This window comes from Streptomyces sp. NPDC042100 (assembly GCF_055582325.1).
Window position 1 is genome coordinate 389,678 of sequence record NZ_JBVJDK010000001.1, and the last position, 19,495, is coordinate 409,172.

Annotated in this window: 21 protein-coding genes; 9 read left to right on the plus strand and 12 right to left on the minus strand. The window is 72.1% G+C overall.

What is annotated here, in order from left to right; all coding sequences use genetic code 11:
• Positions 1–244 precede the first annotated feature (244 nt).
• The gene (locus ACZ6J5_RS01810) at positions 245–1,444 is read left to right on the plus strand and encodes a LolA family protein (RefSeq protein WP_469386627.1); all 1,200 of its coding nucleotides are present in this window, start codon (positions 245–247) and stop codon (positions 1,442–1,444) included.
• Between the two features lie 93 nt (positions 1,445–1,537).
• On the opposite strand, the gene ACZ6J5_RS01815 is transcribed toward ACZ6J5_RS01810, so the two are convergent.
• The 3 genes from ACZ6J5_RS01815 to ACZ6J5_RS01825 all read right to left on the minus strand — a co-directional run bounded on the left by ACZ6J5_RS01815 (position 1,538) and on the right by ACZ6J5_RS01825 (position 6,276).
• On the minus strand, positions 1,538–2,845 hold the full coding sequence (locus ACZ6J5_RS01815) for a M28 family metallopeptidase (RefSeq protein ID WP_469386629.1): 1,308 nt from the start codon (positions 2,843–2,845) through the stop codon (positions 1,538–1,540).
• 274 nt (positions 2,846–3,119) lie between these two features.
• Positions 3,120–4,094, minus strand: coding sequence for a hypothetical protein (locus tag ACZ6J5_RS01820; protein ID WP_469386631.1), 975 nt, complete (start codon positions 4,092–4,094; stop codon positions 3,120–3,122).
• A 196-nt stretch (positions 4,095–4,290) separates the two neighbouring features.
• On the minus strand, positions 4,291–6,276 hold the full coding sequence (locus tag ACZ6J5_RS01825; protein ID WP_469386633.1) for an eCIS core domain-containing protein: 1,986 nt from the start codon (positions 6,274–6,276) through the stop codon (positions 4,291–4,293).
• A gap of 382 nt (positions 6,277–6,658) precedes the next feature.
• On the opposite strand from ACZ6J5_RS01825, the gene ACZ6J5_RS01830 reads away from it, so the two are divergent.
• Complete coding sequence (locus ACZ6J5_RS01830; RefSeq protein WP_469387414.1) at positions 6,659–7,009, plus strand: beta/gamma crystallin domain-containing protein; 351 nt, start codon at positions 6,659–6,661, stop codon at positions 7,007–7,009.
• Positions 7,010–7,019: 10 nt separating this feature from the next.
• Here the strand turns inward: ACZ6J5_RS01830 and ACZ6J5_RS01835 are convergent, their stop codons facing one another.
• A complete protein-coding gene (locus tag ACZ6J5_RS01835) occupies positions 7,020–7,901 on the minus strand; it encodes a helix-turn-helix domain-containing protein (protein ID WP_469386635.1) in 882 nt (293 codons plus the stop codon).
• A gap of 293 nt (positions 7,902–8,194) precedes the next feature.
• On the minus strand, positions 8,195–8,617 hold the full coding sequence (locus tag ACZ6J5_RS01840; RefSeq protein WP_469386637.1) for an ATP-binding protein: 423 nt from the start codon (positions 8,615–8,617) through the stop codon (positions 8,195–8,197).
• Between the two features lie 141 nt (positions 8,618–8,758).
• Between ACZ6J5_RS01840 and ACZ6J5_RS01845 the strand changes: the two genes are divergently transcribed.
• The 5 genes from ACZ6J5_RS01845 to ACZ6J5_RS01865 all read left to right on the plus strand — a co-directional run bounded on the left by ACZ6J5_RS01845 (position 8,759) and on the right by ACZ6J5_RS01865 (position 12,481).
• On the plus strand, positions 8,759–9,628 hold the full coding sequence (locus ACZ6J5_RS01845) for a helix-turn-helix domain-containing protein (RefSeq protein WP_469386639.1): 870 nt from the start codon (positions 8,759–8,761) through the stop codon (positions 9,626–9,628).
• Positions 9,625–9,816, plus strand: a complete 192-nt coding sequence (locus ACZ6J5_RS01850; RefSeq protein WP_469386641.1) for a DUF397 domain-containing protein — start codon at positions 9,625–9,627, stop codon at positions 9,814–9,816. The genes ACZ6J5_RS01845 and ACZ6J5_RS01850 overlap by 4 nt, the downstream gene beginning before the upstream one ends.
• A gap of 9 nt (positions 9,817–9,825) precedes the next feature.
• Positions 9,826–10,014: a DUF397 domain-containing protein gene (locus ACZ6J5_RS01855; RefSeq protein ID WP_469386643.1), complete on the plus strand. Its 189-nt coding sequence runs from the start codon at positions 9,826–9,828 to the stop codon at positions 10,012–10,014.
• A gap of 38 nt (positions 10,015–10,052) precedes the next feature.
• Entirely contained in the window at positions 10,053–10,565 is a 513-nt protein-coding gene (locus tag ACZ6J5_RS01860) for a DUF1203 domain-containing protein (protein ID WP_469386644.1), read from the plus strand.
• 104 nt (positions 10,566–10,669) lie between these two features.
• Complete coding sequence (locus tag ACZ6J5_RS01865) at positions 10,670–12,481, plus strand: hypothetical protein (protein WP_469386646.1); 1,812 nt, start codon at positions 10,670–10,672, stop codon at positions 12,479–12,481.
• A gap of 62 nt (positions 12,482–12,543) precedes the next feature.
• Here ACZ6J5_RS01865 and ACZ6J5_RS01870 read toward each other — a convergent pair whose 3' ends face one another.
• From ACZ6J5_RS01870 to ACZ6J5_RS01890, 5 genes are all read right to left on the minus strand, one after another.
• The gene (locus tag ACZ6J5_RS01870) at positions 12,544–12,927 is read right to left on the minus strand and encodes a hypothetical protein (RefSeq protein ID WP_469386648.1); all 384 of its coding nucleotides are present in this window, start codon (positions 12,925–12,927) and stop codon (positions 12,544–12,546) included.
• A 157-nt stretch (positions 12,928–13,084) separates the two neighbouring features.
• Entirely contained in the window at positions 13,085–13,555 is a 471-nt protein-coding gene (locus ACZ6J5_RS01875; protein WP_469386650.1) for a nuclear transport factor 2 family protein, read from the minus strand.
• 98 nt (positions 13,556–13,653) lie between these two features.
• On the minus strand, positions 13,654–14,484 hold the full coding sequence (gene dapB, locus ACZ6J5_RS01880; RefSeq protein WP_469386652.1) for a 4-hydroxy-tetrahydrodipicolinate reductase: 831 nt from the start codon (positions 14,482–14,484) through the stop codon (positions 13,654–13,656).
• 5 nt (positions 14,485–14,489) lie between these two features.
• A complete protein-coding gene (locus ACZ6J5_RS01885; protein ID WP_469386654.1) occupies positions 14,490–14,945 on the minus strand; it encodes a VOC family protein in 456 nt (151 codons plus the stop codon).
• A gap of 58 nt (positions 14,946–15,003) precedes the next feature.
• Entirely contained in the window at positions 15,004–15,465 is a 462-nt protein-coding gene (locus ACZ6J5_RS01890; RefSeq protein WP_469386656.1) for a winged helix-turn-helix transcriptional regulator, read from the minus strand.
• A gap of 102 nt (positions 15,466–15,567) precedes the next feature.
• Between ACZ6J5_RS01890 and ACZ6J5_RS01895 the strand changes: the two genes are divergently transcribed.
• Together ACZ6J5_RS01895 and ACZ6J5_RS01900 are read left to right on the plus strand one after the other, a co-directional pair.
• Positions 15,568–16,980 carry an MFS transporter gene (locus tag ACZ6J5_RS01895; protein WP_469386658.1) on the plus strand — a complete coding sequence of 471 codons (1,413 nt, stop codon included), beginning with the start codon at positions 15,568–15,570 and terminating at the stop codon, positions 16,978–16,980.
• 41 nt (positions 16,981–17,021) lie between these two features.
• Positions 17,022–17,354 carry a DUF6401 family natural product biosynthesis protein gene (locus tag ACZ6J5_RS01900; RefSeq protein ID WP_469386660.1) on the plus strand — a complete coding sequence of 111 codons (333 nt, stop codon included), beginning with the start codon at positions 17,022–17,024 and terminating at the stop codon, positions 17,352–17,354.
• Between the two features lie 3 nt (positions 17,355–17,357).
• On the opposite strand, the gene rarD is transcribed toward ACZ6J5_RS01900, so the two are convergent.
• Together rarD and ACZ6J5_RS01910 are read right to left on the minus strand one after the other, a co-directional pair.
• Entirely contained in the window at positions 17,358–18,401 is a 1,044-nt protein-coding gene (gene rarD, locus ACZ6J5_RS01905; RefSeq protein WP_469386662.1) for an EamA family transporter RarD, read from the minus strand.
• A gap of 116 nt (positions 18,402–18,517) precedes the next feature.
• Positions 18,518–19,393 (minus strand): NmrA family NAD(P)-binding protein, encoded by an 876-nt coding sequence (locus ACZ6J5_RS01910; RefSeq protein ID WP_469386664.1) that lies wholly within the window; start codon positions 19,391–19,393, stop codon positions 18,518–18,520.
• Positions 19,394–19,495: the final 102 nt, after the last annotated feature.

Consider the following 19,495-nt stretch of genomic DNA (forward strand, 5'->3'; position numbering starts at 1 on the left):
CGCACCGGCGTTCCCTCTTGAAGTCCAGGACCCCGCCACCCGTGCTCGGGGCTTCGGGAGGTAGTCGAGGGGGCCGGTGGTTGTTCCGGCGGGCTGCCGCGGCCCCCGCCGTAAGGCAGGGTTCTCGGGGTCCGGGTCATCCTGGAGGGGTACGGCAGGTTGATCCCGGGGGCTGACGTACCGGGCGCGGGGGTCTGGTGAGATGGAGTCATCGACCAAGGTGCCCACGGAGGTAGCGCAGACCATGGCAACGAACGAAAACCGTCAGCGTAAGGCGAGCCGTTACGTCGTCCCGGTCGCCGTCGCGGGAGTGGCGGCGGCCACGATCGGGCTCGTCCCCGCGCTCGCCGCGTCCGGTGACCCCGACCTGCCCGAGATCACCGCCCAGCAGCTGATCGAGAAGATCGCCGCATCGGACACGCAGACCCTGTCCGGCACGTTCCGCGTCAGCACCGACCTGGGCCTGCCCTCCTTCGCGGGCCTGCTGCCCTCCGCCGGGGCCGGTTCCGGCTCCTCCTCCGCCGACCCGGCCGACAGGCTGACCCAGCTCGTCTCGGGCTCGCACACCCTGCGGCTCGCCGCCGACGGGCCCGAGCGCCAGAAGCTGACGCTGGTCGACGGCTCCGACGAGTACAGCCTGATCCACAACGGCGACGACGTCTGGGCGTACGACAGCAAGTCCAACGAGGTCTTCCACGAGAAGGCGGACGGCGGCCGGGGTGAGAAGGGCGAGAAGGCCGAGAAGGGCGTGCCCGGGACGCCCAAGGAGCTCGCCGACGAGGTCCTGAAGGCCGCCGGCGACACCACCTCGATCACCGTCGGCGGCACCGCCAAGGTGGCCGGCCGTGACGCGTACCAGCTCGTGATCAAGCCCAAGCAGTCCGGCTCGACGGTCGAGTCCGTCAAGATCGCCGTCGACGCGGGCACCGGCACCCCGCTGAAGTTCACGCTGAACTCGGTCAGCGGCGGCAAGCCCGTCGTCGACGCGGGCTTCACGAAGATCGACTTCAGCAAGCCGGACGCCTCCGCCTTCGCCTTCAAGGCGCCCAAGGGTGCGAAGGTGACCGAGGGCGCCGCCGAGAAGGCGGGCGAGGAGGGCGGGAAGCGCGACGGGCTGCCCAAGGGCCTGGAGGGCGCGCTCGGCGACTTCGGCCTCGGCGGGGCCGCGGGCCCCGACGGCAAGGGCGGCTTCAACGTCGTCGGCGAGGGCTGGACCGCCATCGCCAGGCTCGACTCCGGCGCCCCCGCGCCCAAGACCGACGAGGCGCCGAAGGAGGTCCAGGGCTTCCTGGACGCGCTCGGCGACAAGGTGAGCGGGAAGTTCGGCTCCGGCACGGTCTTCAAGACCAAGATCGTCAACGCTCTGATGACGGACGACGGCAAGGTCTACGTCGGCGCGGTGACCCCGCAGAAGCTGGTGGAAACGGCGAACGCGGCCAAGTAGCGGCCGCGTTGGGACCCCGGGTGGGTCGGGGGCGATGGTCACCGACCCACCCGGGAGACTCGTGGGGACGTGCGTTCCGGCTGTGCCCGGGACCTACGGGAACGTCAGCTTGAACTGGTTGATGTACCCGGTGTCGGCGGCCGCCTTGTCCTGCACGCGGAGCTTCCAGACGCCGTTGGCGACCTCGGAGGAGGCGTTGACGGTGTAGGTCTGGTTGATGTTGTCGGCGCTGCCGCCGGCGCGGTTGTGCAGGTTGTAGACCGAGCCGTCGGGGGCGATGAGGTCCACGATGAGGTCGCCGATGTAGGTGTGGACGATGTTCACACCGACGGCGAGGGTGGCGGGCGCGTTCCCCGTCACTCCGCTCACGGTCACCGACGAGGTCACCGCGGCGCCGTTGTCCGGGACGGTCACGTCCGTGTCGTTGGTGAAGACCGTGCCGGTGGGCGGGGTCGTCGAGCCGCTCGACAGGTTCCAGACCGCGTACGCGATGGCGTCGGCGTTGCGGTCGAGGGCGGTGTCGTTGATGTTCGCCGTCGTGTCGCAGGAGGCGTGGTAGCAGCGGTCGAACGCCTGGCCCGAGGTGCCGCCCCACTTCTGCGCCTGCGCGGCGGTCTTGATGTAGTCCGCGCCGGAGAAGAGCCCGCCGACCGGGATGCCCACGTTCTTGAACGGCGCGTGGTCGGAGCGCCCGTCGCCCTCGGTCTCGATCTCGGTCGGGACGCCGATCCCGGCGAAGTACGTCTTGAAGGTCTGCTCGATGGTGGGGTCGTCGTCGTAGACGAAGTAGCCCGGGTTGGGCGAGCCGATCATGTCGAAGTTCAGATAGCCGCTGATCTTCGAGCGCTCCGCCGCGGGCAGGTTGTTGACGTAGTACTTCGAGCCGACCAGCCCCAGCTCCTCCGCGCCCCACCAGCCGAAGCGCAGGTGCTTGGTGGGCTGGAGGTTGGCACGGGAGACGGCGAGCGCGGTCTCCAGGATCGCGGCGGAGCCGGAGCCGTTGTCGTTGATGCCGGGGCCGGCCGTCACGGAGTCAAGATGCGACCCGGACATGACAACCTGATTCGGGTCGCCGCCGGGCCAGTCGGCTATCAGGTTGTAGCCGGTGGCGCCGCTGTACGTGAAGGTCTGCAGCGTGGTGGTGAAACCGGCCGCGTCCAGCTTGCCCTTCACGAAGTCGATCGACGCCTTGTAGCCGGTGCGCCCGTGGGCCCGGTTGCCGCCGTTGGCGGTGGCGATCGCCTGGAGGTCGGTGAGGTGCTGCTTGACGTTGGTCACGGAGATGTCGGGCGGCGTCACGGCCTGGCCCGAGGCGAAGGCGGCGGGCGCCGCCCCGGCGAACGCGCCGAGCGCGAGCACGGAGGCTCCGGCGGCGGCGGCGAATCTCGCGGAGAGCTTCATGTGGGGGCTCCGGATTCCGAACTGGGGATGGGACGGAACGTACGAGCGCCTCGCACCGTGGTGGTACGAGGCGTTGGAGCTGTGCGGTTGCGCTGTGCGGTTGCGCTGTGTGTGACGAATGTTCAGTGAGAGTTTGCGGTCACGTCAAGGGCGGATTTCGGTCATGCCTGTTCGGCTTCCGAACAGAGTGTCGCGGATGCCATGATCCACCAACCGGATTCAGGGGTGGGGGAGTTGGCGGGATCACGGCATCCGCGGGTCTCTGGGGGAGGGCTCAGGCCCGCCGGCGACGGCGGTGCGCGGCGACGCCCGCGAGACAGGCGAGGCCCAGCGCGACCGCGCCGCCGCCGATGCCGAGCGCCCAGTTCGACGAGGCTCCCGCGCCGGTCCGCGCGAGGGTGCCGGAGCCGCCGGACGCTCCCGGGTCCGCCGTGTCGGCGGGGGCCGGGACGGCGCCCTGGTCGGACGCGCTCGACGTGGGACGGGGCGTGGGCCTACCGGACGGGCCGCCGGAGGCCCCGCCGCTTCCGGGTTCCTCGCTGGGCTCCGGGTCGGGCTTCCCGCTGGGCTCCTCGCTCGGCTCCTGGCTGGGCTCGCCGCTCGGTTCCCGGCTGGGCTCCTCGCTGGGCTCCCCGGGGTCCTTCGGGGCGACGAGGTGCGACTCCACCCAGAAGTCCGTGGGGCCGACGTTGACGTTCTCGCTCGGCCGCGGGCCGAGGAAGAACCTGGTGAGCGGGGCGTCCGCGGTGAACTTGAGCCGTATCGGGTACGTGGTCTTCCCCGGGGCCACCGTGGTGCCCCCGATCGGGAGGAAGGCGTCCACGTCGCGGTCGCGTCCCATCATCCGAAGGTCGGCGTCGAGCCAGACACCGTCGACACGCATCTGCATGTTCATGAGCGACGAGTCGAGGCCCGGCTCGGGGTAGATGGTGTTGACCTCTATGGTGAGGATGAACGTGTCGCCGGCCACGGGCTTCCCCGTGGTGTTCTCCAGGACGAGGTCGAACTCCTCCCAGTCGCCGCCCGGGTAGAACTCGTCCGGGACCCCGTTCAGCGTCGCCGCCATTCCGGTCGCCGGCTTGTCGGCGGTCCGGGCCTTCCCGGGGGCCGAGGCGTCGTGGGGAGCGGAGGCCGCCGTGGCGGAGGGCGCCGGTCGCGCGGCCTCCGCCGCAGCGGCGGGTGTCACGGTCAGCAGCATCGGGGCGGCCGCCAGGGCGGCGACCGGGGCGGTCATGCGGATGCGTTTCAAGGGACTGTCGATTCCTTCGGGGGCGGACGGTCCACACACCTTTACGTGGGAACTGGCGCTCCGGCAGTTCTTGTCCCTCTATGGACTCATAAGTTCGCTGTATGGGGAGGCCGTGCCGGGGCCGGAAGGCCACCGGACGCATCGCGAGGCCCTCCGCGCCCGCCCAGGACGTGACGCGCCGACCGTCGCCCCCCGGTCATGCCGACGCCGGCTTGCGGCTGCGCGTGGTGAGCGGGTTGATGATCATGTTCTGGCCGCCGCCGTACTGCTGCTCGTGGAAGGACTGGCCCTCCTCGGTTCCGTACATGCGGAAGAACCAGCGGGTGGGTGCCTCGCTGTCCCCGGAGAGCCGCGCGGCCTCCGCGGCCGCGTCGAGCCCCGCACTCTCCGCCTCCCGCCGTACCACCTTGTTCAGCATCCCCATGAACTCGATGCCTTCGGGTTCCAACGGGTAGTCCTTCTTGCCGAGGAGTTCCCGGATCCTCTCCGCGAGGGTTTTCTTGTAGCGGAGGACCAGGTCCTTGTAGAGGATCTGCAGGGCTTCGCTGAAGTTGTCGTCCCTGGTGTAGTTCTCCAGGGTCACGCGGTCGCCACCGGCCTGGGCGACGACGCCGGCGAAGTGGAAGTTCCACGTGACGGCCATCAACGGAGCGTCGTCCGGGGCGGCGAAGTCCTTCTGGTCGTGCCTGCCGGTGTCGCCGATCGAGTAGATGCCGAACGCCTCGCCGATCGCCGGGGCCGCGTGCTGGTTGGCGCCGAGCTCCTGGGCGCCCTGCAGGGTTCCGTCCCGGTGAGCCCTGCCGTAGCGCTCACCGAGGGGCGCCGCGTTCTCCGCCGGGCCGTCCGGACCGTCGACCAGCCTGCCGGCGAGCTCGTTCGCCTCGAAGACCCTTCCGTCAGGCGCGGTGTGCTTCTTGGGCGCCGGCTTGAAGTTCTCGACGCCGTGGAAGTTGCGCCCGACCTCCATCCCGATGACCCCGCCCGCGACGCGGATGCACTGGTGCTCCACAAGGTTCGCGAACCGTTCGGCCTGGAAGGCGTTGCCGCGTCTGACGGCGGTCACCTTCTGAAGGGTCCTGGGCTCGCCGCCGGCGTCGACGGTGATCGTGGTGTTCCCGACCGCCACGAGCTGGATCGCGCTTCCGGCGGCCTCCAGGGCGGCGTTGGCCTCGGTGAGACGAGCCGCGGTGGCGTAGAACTCCTTCGGCTCGTCCTCGCTGTCCAGCACGGCGAGCGAGTGGTCCTGCGAGACGCGCACGCCCAGTGCGCCGGCTTCGGTCGGCGTGTGGGGGGTGATCGCGTGGTCGATGGAAAGGGGGAGCTGGCCGGGGACGTCGGTCTCACCCAGCTGGCCGATCAGGCTCTGCGTCTGGAAGTGGGGAGCGTCTCCTCCGGCCGTGTTGATCTGCTGTGTGTGGTAGCGCTGCACGGTCGGCACGGGCCCGGCGGTCGCGGCCGTCTCGTCCCGGGCGCGCTGGACGGTGTCGGGTGCGGGGCCCGCCAGCGCCCGCGCGGCGTTGGCCTCGGCTTCGCGTTCGAAGCGGTCCGAGGGGTCGGAGACCTTGAGGCCGGATCCGTTGTCGGTTCCGGCGACGGGCCCTTGGCGCTGCTGGATGACGTGGGTCAGCTCGTGCGCGAGGGTGTGCCGGTCCGCGCCGCCGTCGCCGATGACGACGTGGTTGCCGGAGGTGTAGGCGCGGGCGCCGACCTCGGCGGCGGACTCCTTCGCGGCGCTGTCGGTGTGGATGCGGACGTCCGAGAAGTCCGCGCCCAGGCGGGACTCCATGTCGGTACGGGTGGCCTCGTCCAGCGGCCGCCCCGGCTCGCGCAGCACGCCGTGAACGGCGGAACGCTGCACCGGGGGCGGCGCCTCCTCGCTCCGCGGGTGGCCGCAGCCGGCTCCGTGCTGGTGCTGGGCCTGATCCGGAGCCTGATTCCGGGCCGGATCCCGGGCCTGATCCCGGGCCTGATCCAGGGCCTGATCCCGGGCCGGATCCTGATCCTGGTCCTGGGCCCCGAGACGGCCGGCCTGCCGCAGCATCTGCACGACCGCCGCGTTGCCGATCGTGGCCTGGAGTCCCATCAGGCCCTGCGGTTCCGTCGGCCGGGCCGGGGGCCGCTTGGCGTCGGGCGCACGCTCACCGTCGGCCCTGGTGCGCTTCATGTTCTCGGGACCGTTCATGGGACACCACTTCCACGCGGGTTCGCTGCCTCCTCCTGCCTACTACCCCAGGACGCGGGGAGGTCAGGTACGGAAGGGCAGTGCCGGGTGAACGGATGCGTACGGGACGGGCGTGCCTCGGCGCTGAAGACGGTCGTCCTGTGCCGGGTGGCTGCTGGCCCGATCTGGCTGAAAAGCAACAACTACTCATCAGATGTCGGATTCAGACTCTATGGTGCCAATTTCGGTCGACCCGTGTGAAGTTGATTGCGCTGGGCATCGATCGCGTAGAAGTCTCCTGTGTGCGACCGCGAACGCCGTCCAGCGGCACGCGGCGCGCCTTTCGATCGACATGCCTGAACAGATCCCGAAACAGATCCTGACAGCTCCGAACGGAGAGATCGTGCTCCAGAAGTCGACAAGGCTCGTACGTTCCGCCCTCGTGACCTGCGTCGCGGCGGCATCCCTCACCATCGCCATCCCCGGCAGCGCCTACGCCATCGACCACGTCGAGTGCCGTGGCGGCGAGAGCTTCCTGAAGATCTGGTCCCACAGCGACGGTCGCGAAAGCGTCGACTGCTACGCCAACAAGGGCCGGATGGGCTTCGGCAGCTGGTGGGTCGACAAGATCTCAACCGGCAACAACGACCTCATCTACTACGACGTCAACGGCGACTCCGTGCGCATCAACCGCTGGACCGAGATCACCTTCCCGCACCGCCCGCCGCAGGTCAGGGACATCGAGATCCTCTGACCCCGGGAGATCAGGCCACCGCCTCCGCCCCCGTCCCCTCCCGCTCCTCGCGGCAGTCCGCGCACACGCCGTCGGGGCCGGGCGCGCCCCGGAACGGGCGTCCGCAGTCCCCGCACTCCGCGAAAGGCGAGCGCGGCGACGTGTACGTCATCCGGCCGCTGCGCGAGACGAGGGGCTGCGGGGGCGGGGGCGGGGGCGGGGGCGGTGGCGGTGGCGGCAGGAGATTCGCGAGGCGGTGGGCCAGCAGGCCGGCCGGGTGGCCCAGCCGCTCGGGCAGCCCGGCCGTGAGCGTCCGGCACACCGCCTCCGGCGCGGCCCCCCGCGCCAGCCAGGCCGTCACCCCCGGCGCCAGCCGCTCGATGTCCCGCGCCCCCAGCGTCAGCCGGGGCTCGCGTACGCGGAGCCGCTCAAGCAGCGCGGCGGCGGGCAGGTGCTGCTCCGCGAGCGGCGGCGCGGGGGGTGGCGGCGGTGCCGGGGGAGCGGGTGCCGGTGCCTGCGGCTGCGCCGGGCGGGGGCGCTTCTCGCGCCTCGGGGTCTCCCGTACGGGCTCCGGGTCAGCCCCCGGCCGGTTGTACGAGATGGTGCGCGGCACGAACCGCCCGTCCGGGAGCCGCTCCCGGGTCCGCTTCAGATATCCGTGCCGTTCCAGCTCCCGCAGGGCCGCCGCGATGCGCAGCTCGCTCTCGGGATGTACTGCGGCGATGGCCTTGATGCCGACACTCGCCCCGGCGGGCAGCGACTGGAGGTAGAGGGCCAGCCCCTTGGCGAGCAGCGACAGCTCGCGGTGCTGGGCGAGGTGGTTGCCGACGACCGTGTACCGGGTCGTGTGGCGGACATTGACGTGTACGAGCCCGGAGGAGTGGGGGCGCGCGCTAGTCTTCTGGGTATCCATCGGGAAGGTGCTTCTTCCTCGGTGGTCAGGCCCTCGATCGGGATGCCAGTCCCGGCCGGGGGCCGACGCATGTCTGGGGTGGTGAGCTGGAGCATATGCCACGCAACCAGCCCCGAATCCAGCTCAGTTGGCAAAAGTCACCCGTGGGAGTGAGGGGCGGCGGAGGGCTGACGCGGAGCGGGCGCGGGGCCGGCGCGGGGAGGCTGGAGGGGTTGGAGGGTTGATTTCCCCAAGCCTTTAAAGCCTTTACGGCGTGGGCCGCCGCGTCGCGGACGTGCGCGACGCGGCGGCCCCTATTCCAGGGCCAGTTCCGCCCATACGGTCTTCCCGGGCATGGGCCCGAGCCGCACGCCCCAGCCGCGCGTCGCCAGCCCCTCCACGATCAGCAGCCCCCGCCCCGACTCCGCCCCGCCGCCGGGCCGCCCGAGCCGGGGCATCCGGTCACCCCGCGTGTCCGCGACCTCGATCCGCAGCGCGTCCCCCTGGACGAGGAGGGCGAGCCGGAAGTCCCGCCCCGCGACGCGCCCGTGTGTGACGGCGTTCGCCGCGAGCTCGGCCACGATCTGCGTCGCCGCCTCCGACAGGTGGCCCAGCTCCCACGAGCGCACCTGCTCCGCGACGAGCAGCCGGGCCAGCCGGGCGCCTCGGCGGGTGGCGGAGAGCTGGATTCCGAATTGGCGTGCAGGCGCCAAGAGTTGGGTGGGTTCTTCGTTCATGTCACCCAGCGTGGCGGCGGCTGCTTACGCTGCCCATCGAACATGCCCTTACGTACGGTTACTGTCCCGCGACTGTCCGGCCTTGTCTCGACTGTCCAGGACCACCCCGGGGGTAGGGCGGGGCCGAAGGAGGTGGCGCGCATGAGCGTGGACGACGAGGTGAACGGTCCGGGTGCGGACGAGCCCGGCTGGGAGGTCGAGCCCGGTGACGAGTCCGGTGCGGCGGTCGTGGCGACGGTGGGGCGCCAGATCAAGGCGTGGCGGGAGGCGAAGGGGCTTCGGGCGGGTGACCTGGGTGCCCGGATCGGCTACGGCGAGGACATGGTCCGCAAGGTCGAGCGGGGTGCCCGGATTCCGCGCCCGGAGTTCCTGGACAGGGTGGACGAGGTGGTCGGCGCCGACGGGGTCATCTCGGCGATGAAGAAGGACATCCTGGAGGTCCAGTACCCGAAGACGGTACGGAGCCTGGCGAAGCTGGAGGCGCGGGCGGTCGAGTTCTGCCTGTACTCCAACTTCAACGTCCACGGACTGTTGCAGACGGAGGACTTCTCCCGGGCAATCATGCGGACCTGGCGTCCGGCGTACGGGGCCGAGGAACTGGAGCGGTACTTGGCAGCGCGGATGGCGCGCAGCTCAGTGCTGGAGAAGGACCCCGCGCCGGAGTTCAGCTTCATCCAGGAAGAGGTGTCGCTGCGGCGGCCCATCGGGGGGAGGATGGTGCTGCGTCGCCAGTTGGAACGACTCATGGAGGTGAGCGAGTTGCCCAACGTCGAGATTCAGGTGATGCCGACAGAGCGCGCCGATCACCCCGGTACGGGAGGGGTGATCGAGGTGCTGAAGTTCGGGGACGGCACGGCGGTCGGACGCATGGACGGTGACTTCGGCGGCCGTCCGGTCTCCGACCTCAAACGACTCCGGATCTTGGATCTGCGCTATGGCATCATCCGGTCCAAGGCCCTCACTCCGGCGGAGTCGCGGGACTTCATCGAGCAACTGCTGGGAGAGACATGATCCGCACCCCCGAGCTGGACTGGTTCAAGAGCAGCTACAGCAGCAGCGGTAATGGCAACGACTGCGTCGAGGTCGCCGCCACTCCCGGCACCGTCCACGTCCGCGACTCCAAGGACGCGGACGGCGCCCGCCTCGGCTTCGGGTCGGCGGCGTGGGCCGGGTTCGTGACGCACGCCTGCGGAGAGTAGAGGAGCGACATGGCCGACGAGTCCGAGCTGGCCTGGTTCAAGAGCAGCTACAGCAGCAACAGCGAAGGCACCGACTGCGTCGAGATCGCCGTCACCCCCGGCACCGTCCACGTCCGCGACTCCAAGGATGCGGACCGCGCCCGGCTCGGGTTCGGTTCCTCGGCCTGGGCCGTGTTCGTGGACTCCGCGTCCGAATAGCGCCAGCGTCCACGCCCCACCCGCGTGAGGCTGGACGCATGGCAACCACTTACACCCCCCGCCCCATCCCGCTCACCGCCCTCGCCGAGCTGCGCCGCGTCGATGACGCCGGGCGGCCCTGTGTCCCGTACGACGTCACCGAGGACGAGGGCGTCGGCAGTCCGCTGCGGTGCTGTCTGCGGCGGGCCGAGGCGGGGGAGCGGATCGCGCTCGTCTCGTACGCGCCGCTGCGGCGGTGGGCCGCCGGGGCCGGGGTCGAGCCCGGGGCGTACGACGAGCAGGGGCCCGTGTTCGTCCACGCCGAGGAGTGCGGGGGGCCCGTGTCCGGGCCCGACGCGTACCCCTTCGGGCGGGCCGGGGTGCTGCGGACGGTGCGGCGGTACGACGGCCGGGGGCGGATCGCCGGCGGGCGGCTCCTGGAGGTGCCCAGCGAGGCCGAGGCCGGGTTCGACCGCGCCTTCGGCGAGGCGTTCGCGGACCCTGAGGTCGCGTTCGTGCACGTCCGGGCCGTCGAGTACGGCTGCTTCCTCTTCGAGGTACGGCGCCCCTGACGGCGGAGGGCCGAAAGGCCCTTCCAAGTGGGGGAGGAGGCCCCGCGAAGGCGGGACGAAAGCGGGAACGCGGCGCGAGATGGTCGCCCTAGGCTCCTTTGGTTATGCGTAGGAAGAATCTGAGAGCCGGGCTGAGCGGACTCACCGCGATATCCCTGCTCCTCGTGCCCGTCGCCTCCCTGACGATGATCACGGGCACGGCCGCAGCCGCCGACCCGTCGCCCACCACGTGCGACGGCACCGTCTCCCTCACCAACGGCGGCTTCGAGCAGCCGGCCATCCCGGACGACACCTTCCGGTTCGTGGCCGACAGCACCGTCCCCGGCTGGAGGACGAGCGAGTCCGACGGCAAGATCGAACTCTGGTCGACCGGCTACAAGGGCGTCCCCGCCGCCGAAGGGCGCCAGTTCGCCGAGCTGAACGCCAACGAGGACTCCACGCTCTACCAGGAGGTGGCGACCACCCCCGGCGAGGTCCTGCGCTGGCGGCTCGACCACCGGGGCCGCACCGGCCAGGACACCATGGAGGTGCTGGTCGGCGCCCCCGGCGGGGCGCTCGCCTCGCAGGGGCCGCTCACCGACGGCAAGGACGCGTGGGGCGAGCACTCGGGAACGTACAAGGTGCCCGAGGGACAGACGAGGACCATGTTCGGGTTCCGCGCGGTGTCCACCGCGAGCGGCGACCCCACCATGGGCAACTTCCTCGACGGCATCAGCTTCGGCACCGGCCCCTGCCTGGTCACCACCAAGTCGGTCGCCAACCGGAACGAGCACTCTCCCGCGCAGGTCGGTGACGTCCTGGAGTACAGCCTCGACGTCCGCAACGGCGGCGGCGACCGGGCCGTGAACGTGGTCCTGGACGACGCGCTGCCCAAGGGGACCGAGTACGTGCCGGGCTCACTGGCCGTCGTACGGGGCTCCGGCACCGGGGCGCGCACCGACGCGGCGGGCGACGACAGTGCCGAGCTGCTCGGGGACGCCGTACGGTTCCGGCTCGGCGCGGGCGCGGGCGTGGCGAACGGCGGCAGCCTCCAGCCCGAGGAGCGGGTGACCGTCTCCTTCCAGGTGCGCGTCCTGACCGAGGCGGTCGGCGGCACCGTCGACAACACCGCCACCACCGGCTACGGCGACCCGCTCGGCGACGAGACCTTCACCTCCACGTCCAACACCACCGTGACCCCCGTGGGCCCCGCGGCCGACCTCGCGGTCACCAAGGCCGCCGCGAACGCGCAGGTCGCGCCCGGCGGGACGGCCCGCTTCACCGTGACGCTGAAGAACGACGGCCCCTCGGACGCGGAGGGCGTCACGGTCGCCGACACCGTCCCGGCGGGGCTCGAACTCGTCTCCGGCACCACCGGCACGGGTTCCTTCGACGCGGCGACCGGCGTCTGGCAGGTGGGCCGGCTCGCCGCCGGAGCCACCGCCGAACTCACCGTCGAGGCCCGCGTGTCGGGGGAGGGCGAACTGACCAACCACGTGGTCGCCCGCTCCGAGGACACCCCGGACCCCGACCTGTCGAACAACGAGGACGACGCGACGATCACGTCGGTGAAGGAACCGGACCCGACCACGGACCCGACGACCGATCCGACGACCGATCCGACGACGGACCCGACGACCGATCCGACGACGGACCCGACCACGGACCCGACCACCGACCCCACCGGTCGGCCGGACCCGACCGGCAGTCCCGACCCCGATCCCGACCCCACCCACACGCCCAAGCCGACCGTCACCCCGGACGCGAGCGGCACCCCCGCCCCGCTGCCCAGCAGCAGTCAGGGGCCGGGCTCCGGCTCCGGCAGTGGGCTGGCCAGTACCGGTACGACCGCTCTCGTCGCGGGCGTCGCCGCGGTCGGCTGCGTCGCGATAGGCGTGCTGCTGCGGCGGAGCACCCGCAGGTCACGGCGTCCGTAGCCGGGACGGCGACCGTTCGCCCAGGCCCGGCCCCCGATGCGGGGGCCGGGCCCGTCGCCGTACTAGCGCAGGCCGTCGACGCAGGAGCCGGAGCGGTAGCAGGTCTGGCCTTCGAGGATGGTCTGGTTCGCGTCGGTCATGTACACCCAGATGGAGTCGGACCCGCCGACGACGTTCGCGGTAAGGGAGAAGTCCGCTTCCCCGGCCCTGTCGCACCAGGTGCTGGTGCTCTTGAAGTCCAGCGAGGTGCTGCCCGCCCAGGCCCGTGCGTAGACCCGCCGGCACCCGGTGGCCTTGAACAGTCCGTCGATGGCGACCGACCGGTTCGACCAGGTCGGCGTGCCCTTGTAGTAGCTCGCCCCGACCTCGATCGAAAGGGCACCGGCGGCGGCCGCCGGTGCCCCCGCGAACAACGTTCCCCAGGCGACCGCCACAGCCGCGGTCACGGCCGCGCTGATCCTCTTCGTACGGCTGGTCGCCTTCCACGTGCCCTGTGAACTCATCATGCTTCCCAGGCTTCCGGCCGAGTGCCGGGCTGCCAACACCGCGCGTCCGGCGCGATGACGCATCCGCGGGGGCGTGCGGAAGCCGCGGGCGGGCCCCCTACGCGTCGGCCGGAACGTGCGGCGGCGTGCCCCGGGTCCACGCGATCCGCAGCGCCGAGGCGGCGATCCGCCAGCCCTCCGGGGTCCTGACCAGTTCGGACTCGGTGTGGCCGGCGGAGACGAACAGGTCGCCGGGGCCGTCCGGCCCGTCCGCCAGGATGTGGGTGCTCAGCTGGGCGCCCCGGGCGGTGGCCCGGTCGCCGTCGACCTCGACGACGGCGTTGGTGCCCATGTGCACCGTCCGGTCGAACAGCGCCATGCCCTGCTCGATCCGGGCCCTCACGGCCTCCCGCCCGCGCACGGTGCCGATCGGCATCTCGGCGGTGACGTCCTCGGTGTGGAAGGCGCGGGCCCACTCCTCGTCGAAGATCCCGTCGTCCAGGGAGCGGAGGTAGCGGTCCATCAGGTCGGTGATCTCGGCACGGTCGGTCAGGGCTCGCAGCTGACGGCGCATCTCTTCGGTGTCCATGCCCCCACCCTCGTACCTCAAGTGCGCTTGAGGTCAAGGCCTCTCCGATTCAAGGCTTCCCAGGGGTCAAGACCTCCCCGGTTCAAGGCTTCCCGGGGTCAGGGCTTCCCGGGGGCTTCCGCAGGCGGCGAGGCGTCGAACAGCAGCGTCCCCAGCCCCCGCCGCACCCCCACCGCCTCGCCCACCCGCCGCACCGCGAGCAGCGTGCCCGCCGTGTACGGGTCGGGGGTCGCGCCCGCGTCGTGGCGGAGGGTCAGGCGCTCGCCGTCGCCGCCGAAGACGATCTCCGTGCTGAGCAGGAAGCTCGGCAGGCGTACGGAGTGCACGCGGCTGCCCGCCACGTCGGCGCCCCGCGCCTCCGCCGGGCCGTGCACCTGCTCCACCGGCACGCCCTGTTCGGGCGCCCGGATGCCGCTCAGGGTCTCGGCGAGCTCGCGGGCCGTGCCGCTCGGCACGTCCGGCTTGGCGGCGCTCGCGTAGTCGATGATCTCCCAGTGGTCCAGGTGCTCCGCCGCGAGCTCGGCGGCGCGCGCGAGGACCGCCGCCATCACCGAGAAGTTGCCCGCCGCGATCACCCCGACACCCCGCGCGCGGGCCAGCGCGTCGAGCTCGGCGTAGTCCTCGGCGGTGAGGCCGCTGGAGCCGACGACCACGTGGACGCCCGCCTCGACGGCCGCCCACACGTCCTCCCGCACGGCCGCCGCGCTCGTGTAGTCGACCAGCACGTCCACCGGGGTCGCGGCGAGGGCCTCGGCCACCGAGGCGTACACCGTGCCCTCGGCGCGGACCCCCGTCACCTCGGCCAGTGGGCGGCCCGCCGCCGACCGGGAGACGCCCGCGACCAGCTCCAGGTCGTCGGCGTGCGCGATGCCCGCGAGGATCGGCGGGGCGGTCCAGCCGGTCACGCCGGCGAAGCAAATTCGGATCATACGGGTTAATGTACGCAGAACTCGTTGCCTTCCGGGTCCGACATCACGACCCAACTCCCTCCGGGCTGCTCCACTTCCCGCAGCACCGAGGCGCCGAGCGCCGTCAGCCGGGCGACCTCCGACGCCCTGCTGTCGGTCTGGGGGTGCAGGTCGATGTGGAGGCGGTTCTTGCCGGTCTTCGGCTCCGGCACGCGCTGGAAGAGGATCCGGCGGCCGAGCCCCGTGTCCGACGCCGGGTCGTGCGGGTCGTCCGGGTGCCGGACGGCGGCCAGGTCGTGCCAGGCGGCCCGGCCCCGGACGGTGAGCGTGGCGGCGGGCGGGACGGCCCCGGCGGCCAGGAGCGTGGCGATCAGGCCGCTGTGGTCCTCCTCCCGGTAGGCCAGCGCCGCCGCCCAGAACGCGGCCTGGGCGTGCGGATCGGCGCAGTCGACGACGAGCTTCCAGTGCACGGGAGTGGTCATGTGACGGTTATACGGGAGGGGTCTGACAGTCGGTGGGAGCCCGTGCGGCCCGGCCCGCTCAGGCCGCGGCGGCCGCCGCCTCCCGGGCGTCGTACTCCTCGCGCGCCGCCGCGATCTCGTTCTGGTGCTCCTCGGTCCAGGTCACCAGCGCGCGGATCGTCGTGTGCAACGTGCGGCCCAGCGGCGTCAGTTCGTACTCCACGCGCGGCGGGACCACCGGGTACACGGTCCGCTTCACCAGGCCGTCCCGCTCCAACTGCCGCAGCGTCACGGTCAGCATCCGCTGGCTGACGCCGTCGATCTCCCGGCGCAGCTCCGTGAAGCGCAGCTTCCGGCGGTCGAGCAGGGCGATGACCAGCAGCGACCACTTGTCGGCGACCCGGTCCAGGATCTGCCGCACCTCGCAGTCCTCGCGGGTGTCCCACTGGAAGGGGTCGGTGTCGGCGCCGGTCGCGGCGGCGCCGGACGCGTAGTCGGTATCCGCGCAGTGACTCGGTGACTTCAAAGTGCCTTCTTCCATGGGACCCGATGCTGCCGCAGGATGCAGGTGGTTACAAGAGGGAACCGGCCGTCTCTTCCGTAACCATCACCTTCCCCAACCCTCCCCGACCTGGAGACAGTTGTGTCCGTACGCGCCTGGAGCCTGCTGCTCGTCCTCTGCGGGACGATCTTCCTCGAAGGCATCGACGTCGCCATGCTCGCCGTCGCCGTCCCCGCCGTCCGCGCCGACCTGGGCCTCGCCACCGGCACCACCGCCTGGGTCATGTCGGCCTACGTCCTCGGCTACGCCGGCTTCACCCTGCTCGGCGGCCGGGCCGCCGACCTCCTCGGCCGCCGCCGGATGTTCCTCGGCTGGCTCACCGTCTTCCTCGTCTTCTCCGGGCTCGGCGGCTTCGCCCAGGACGGCTGGACGCTGATCCTGGCCCGCTTCGTGACCGGTGTCGCCGCCGCGTTCATGACCCCCGCCGCGATGTCGATCATCACCACCTCGTACCCCGAGGGCCCCCAGCGCGACAAGGCGCTGCTCGTCTTCGCGGGCACCGCCGCCGGCGGCTTCTCGCTCGGCCTCGTCATCGGCGGCGTGCTGACGACGCTGGGCGGCTGGCGCTGGGTGTTCTTCGCGCCCGTCCTGCTCGCCGCCGTCATCCTCGTCGCCGCGATCCGGCTGATCCCGGCCGAGGCCCGGCCCGCCCGCGGCTCCGCGGGCTTCGACGTGGCCGGCGCGCTCAGCGCCGCCGGGGCCATGCTGCTGCTCGCCTACGGCCTCGTCCGCCTGGAGCACGGGCTCGACGGCTGGCAGCTGACCGCCGCCGTCCTCGCCGCCGGGCTCGCCCTCGTCGGCGCCTTCGTCGCCGTCGAACGCCGGGCCGCCGCCCCGCTCGTCCGCCTCGGACTGCTGCGCCGCGCCCCGCTCGTCCGGGCCGACCTCGGCGCGCTGCTCTTCGTCGGCTCCTTCTTCGGCTTCCAGTTCCTCGCCACCCTCTACCTCCAGGAGCTGCGCGGCTGGTCCTCGCTCCAGACGGCCTTCGCCCTGCTGGTGATGGGCGTCGACGCGATCCTCGCGCCGACGCTGACCCCGAGACTGGTCGCCCGGTACGGCAACGCCAAGGTGATCCTCGGCGGCTTCGTCCTCGCGGTCCTCTCGTATGCCCTCTTCCTGCCCGTCGGGCCGGACCGCTCGTACGCGGCGATGTTCCCGGCGCTGCTGCTCACGGGGCTCGCGTTCAGCCTGGCGTACGGCCCGCTGACCATCGTCGGCACGGACGGGGTCGCGGAGGAGGAGCAGGGGCTCGCGAGCGGACTGCTGACCACGGCCACCCAGTTCGGCTCGGCGGTCGGCGTGGCGGCGGTGACCGCGGTGTACGGGATCGCGGGCGGCGGCTTCGACGGCATCCGGGCGGGGCTGCTGATCCCGCTGGCGATGGTGGCGCTCGGGGCGGTGATCTCCGCCACGGGGGTGCGGGGAAGGCCCGGTGCGGGGGACCGGGCTCCGGTCGAGCCGGCCGCCGCCGCTGCGAGCAAGCTCACGGTCTGAGGGGGGTCCGGGGCGACCGCCTCCGCCCCTAACGTGGAGGAATGAACGATTCGCCCGGTTGTCCTCTCGCCGGTCTCGCCGCCGCCTACGCGCCCCGGCTCGCGGAATGCTCCGCCGAGCCGGGGCTGCTGGCCGCGCTCGACCAGCACGCGGCGGCCGTGCGCGACGCCCTCGTCCCGGCCCAGCGCGGGGCGCGGGACCGGACGGTGGGGCGGGAGGAGCTGGGGGACTACGTCCTCGGCTTCACCGACTGGCTGACCGAGGCGTCCTGGGTCGAACCGGTCGGAGGCCACGACTTCGCGAGCCTCCGGCTCACCGCGGTCTGCCGGCTGATCCGGGACCACGGTCTCCTGGACGCCGACGCCGGGGCGTAGGGGTCACGCCGGTTCCCGGGTGGCGGCGGGCGGCGCGGCCTCCGTGGCGGCCGTGGTGGTCCCCGTCGCCGTTCCCGGCGCGGCCACGGCCGTCGCCGCGTTCGTCGCTGTCGCTGTCGCTGTCGCTGTCGCTGTCGCTGTCGCCTTCGCCACCGCCAGGCGGCTGCGGCGGGCCGTGCGCAGGGCGTCCCAGGTGAGGACCGTCAGGGCCAGCCAGACCAGCGAGAAGCCCGCCCAGCGCTCCGGCGGCATCGCCTCGTGGAAGTAGACGACGCCGAGCGTGAACTGGAAGACCGGCGCCAGGTACTGGAGCAGGCCCAGGGTCGAGAGCGGGACGCGGATCGCGGCGGCGCCGAAGCAGATCAGCGGGACGGCCGTCACCACGCCCGTGGACGCGAGCAGCGCGGCGTGGCCGGTGCCGTGGGCGCCGAAGGTGAGCGAGCCCTGGGTGCCGAGCCAGACGAGGTAGCCGAGCGCGGGCAGGAACAGCACGGCCGTCTCGGCCGCGAGCGACTCCACGCCGCCGAGGTTGACCTTCTTCTTCACCAGGCCGTAGATCGCGAAGGAGAAGGCGAGCGTGAGGGAGATCCAGGGCAGGCGTCCGTAGCCGATGGACAGCACGACGACCGCCGCGCAGCCGATGCCGACCGCCGCCCACTGCGCCGGGCGCAGCCGCTCCTTCAGGACCAGGACGCCGAGCGCGATCGTGACGAGCGGGTTGATGAAGTAGCCGAGCGACGCCTCGACGACCTGCCCGTTGTTGACGGACCAGATGTACAGGCACCAGTTGACGCTGATCACGGCCGCGGCGACGGTGATCAGGGCCAGCTTGCGCGGGCTGCGCATCAGCGCGGGCAGCCAGCTCCAGTGGCGCATCGCGAGCAGCGCGAGCGCCACGACGGCGAGCGACCAGACCATCCGGTGGGCCAGGATCTCGACCGCGCCCGAGGGCTTGAGCAGCGGCCAGAAGAGCGGGACCAGCCCCCACATCCCGTAGGCGCCGATCCCGTAGATGAGCCCTGTCCGGGCCTCGTTGTCGTCCTTCACCGAACCTCCCCGCCCCGCGCCACGCTGTCCTGTCGAAGGTAGCGCCGCGCGGGGCGGGATGTCATGTCCGTATCGGTATACGGTCCTGACGAATCCGGAGGGCGTCGACGGGCGGCTCAGGCGGTGGCGGCCAGGGCCGCCGCGACCGTGTCGGCGAGCGGCGTGGTCGGGCGTCCGATCAGGCGCGCCAGGTCGTCGCCTCGGCTCGCGAGCGCGCCCAGGGCGACGGCCCGGTCCACGTCGACCAGGATCTCGGCGAAGGGGGCCGGCACCCCGGCGCCGGTGAGGATGTCCAGGTGGGCGGCGGCGGGCACGTTCGTGTACGCGATCTCCCGGCCGGTCTGCCGGGCGACCTCCGCCGCGTACGCGGCGAGCGGCCACGAGACGTCGCCGTTCAGCTCGTACGCGCGGTTCAGGTGCTCCTCGGTGGGGCCGGTCAGGACGGCGGCGGCGGCCTCGGCGTAGTCCACGCGGGCGGCGGACGCGATGCGGCCCTCGCCCGCGTTGGCGACGACGGCGCCGTGGGCCAGTACCGGGGCGAGGTTCGCCGTGTAGTTCTCGGTGTACCAGCCGTTGCGGAGGAAGGTGTACGGCACCCCCGAGTCGAGGATCGCCCGCTCGGTCGCCGTGTGCTCCTCGGCGAGCAGGAAGTCGGCCTCGGGTCCGCCGAGGATGCCGGTGTACGCGAGCTGCGCGACGCCGGCGGCCTTGGCGGCGGCCAGGACGGCGGTGTGCTGCGGGATCCGGCGCCCGACCTCGCTGCCCGAGATCAGCAGCACCCGGTCGCCCGCCGCGAAGGCGGCGGCCAGGGTCTCGGGGCGGTCGTAGTCGGCGATCCGCAGTTCCACCCCGCGCTCGGCCAGGTCCGCCGCCTTCTCCTTGTCGCGGACGACGGCGGCGACGGAACCGGCGGCGACGCCGGGGGTGGCGAGGAGGGCGTCGATGACGAGGCGGCCGAGCTGGCCGGTGGCTCCGGTGACGACGATGCTCATGGTGCGCTCCTTGGGGGTGGGCGGGGGCGGGGGCCTCGGAGGGAGGGGCTCCACTCACCGTACGGCGTGCACTATCGATTCGTAAGTACCCACCTTGAAGTA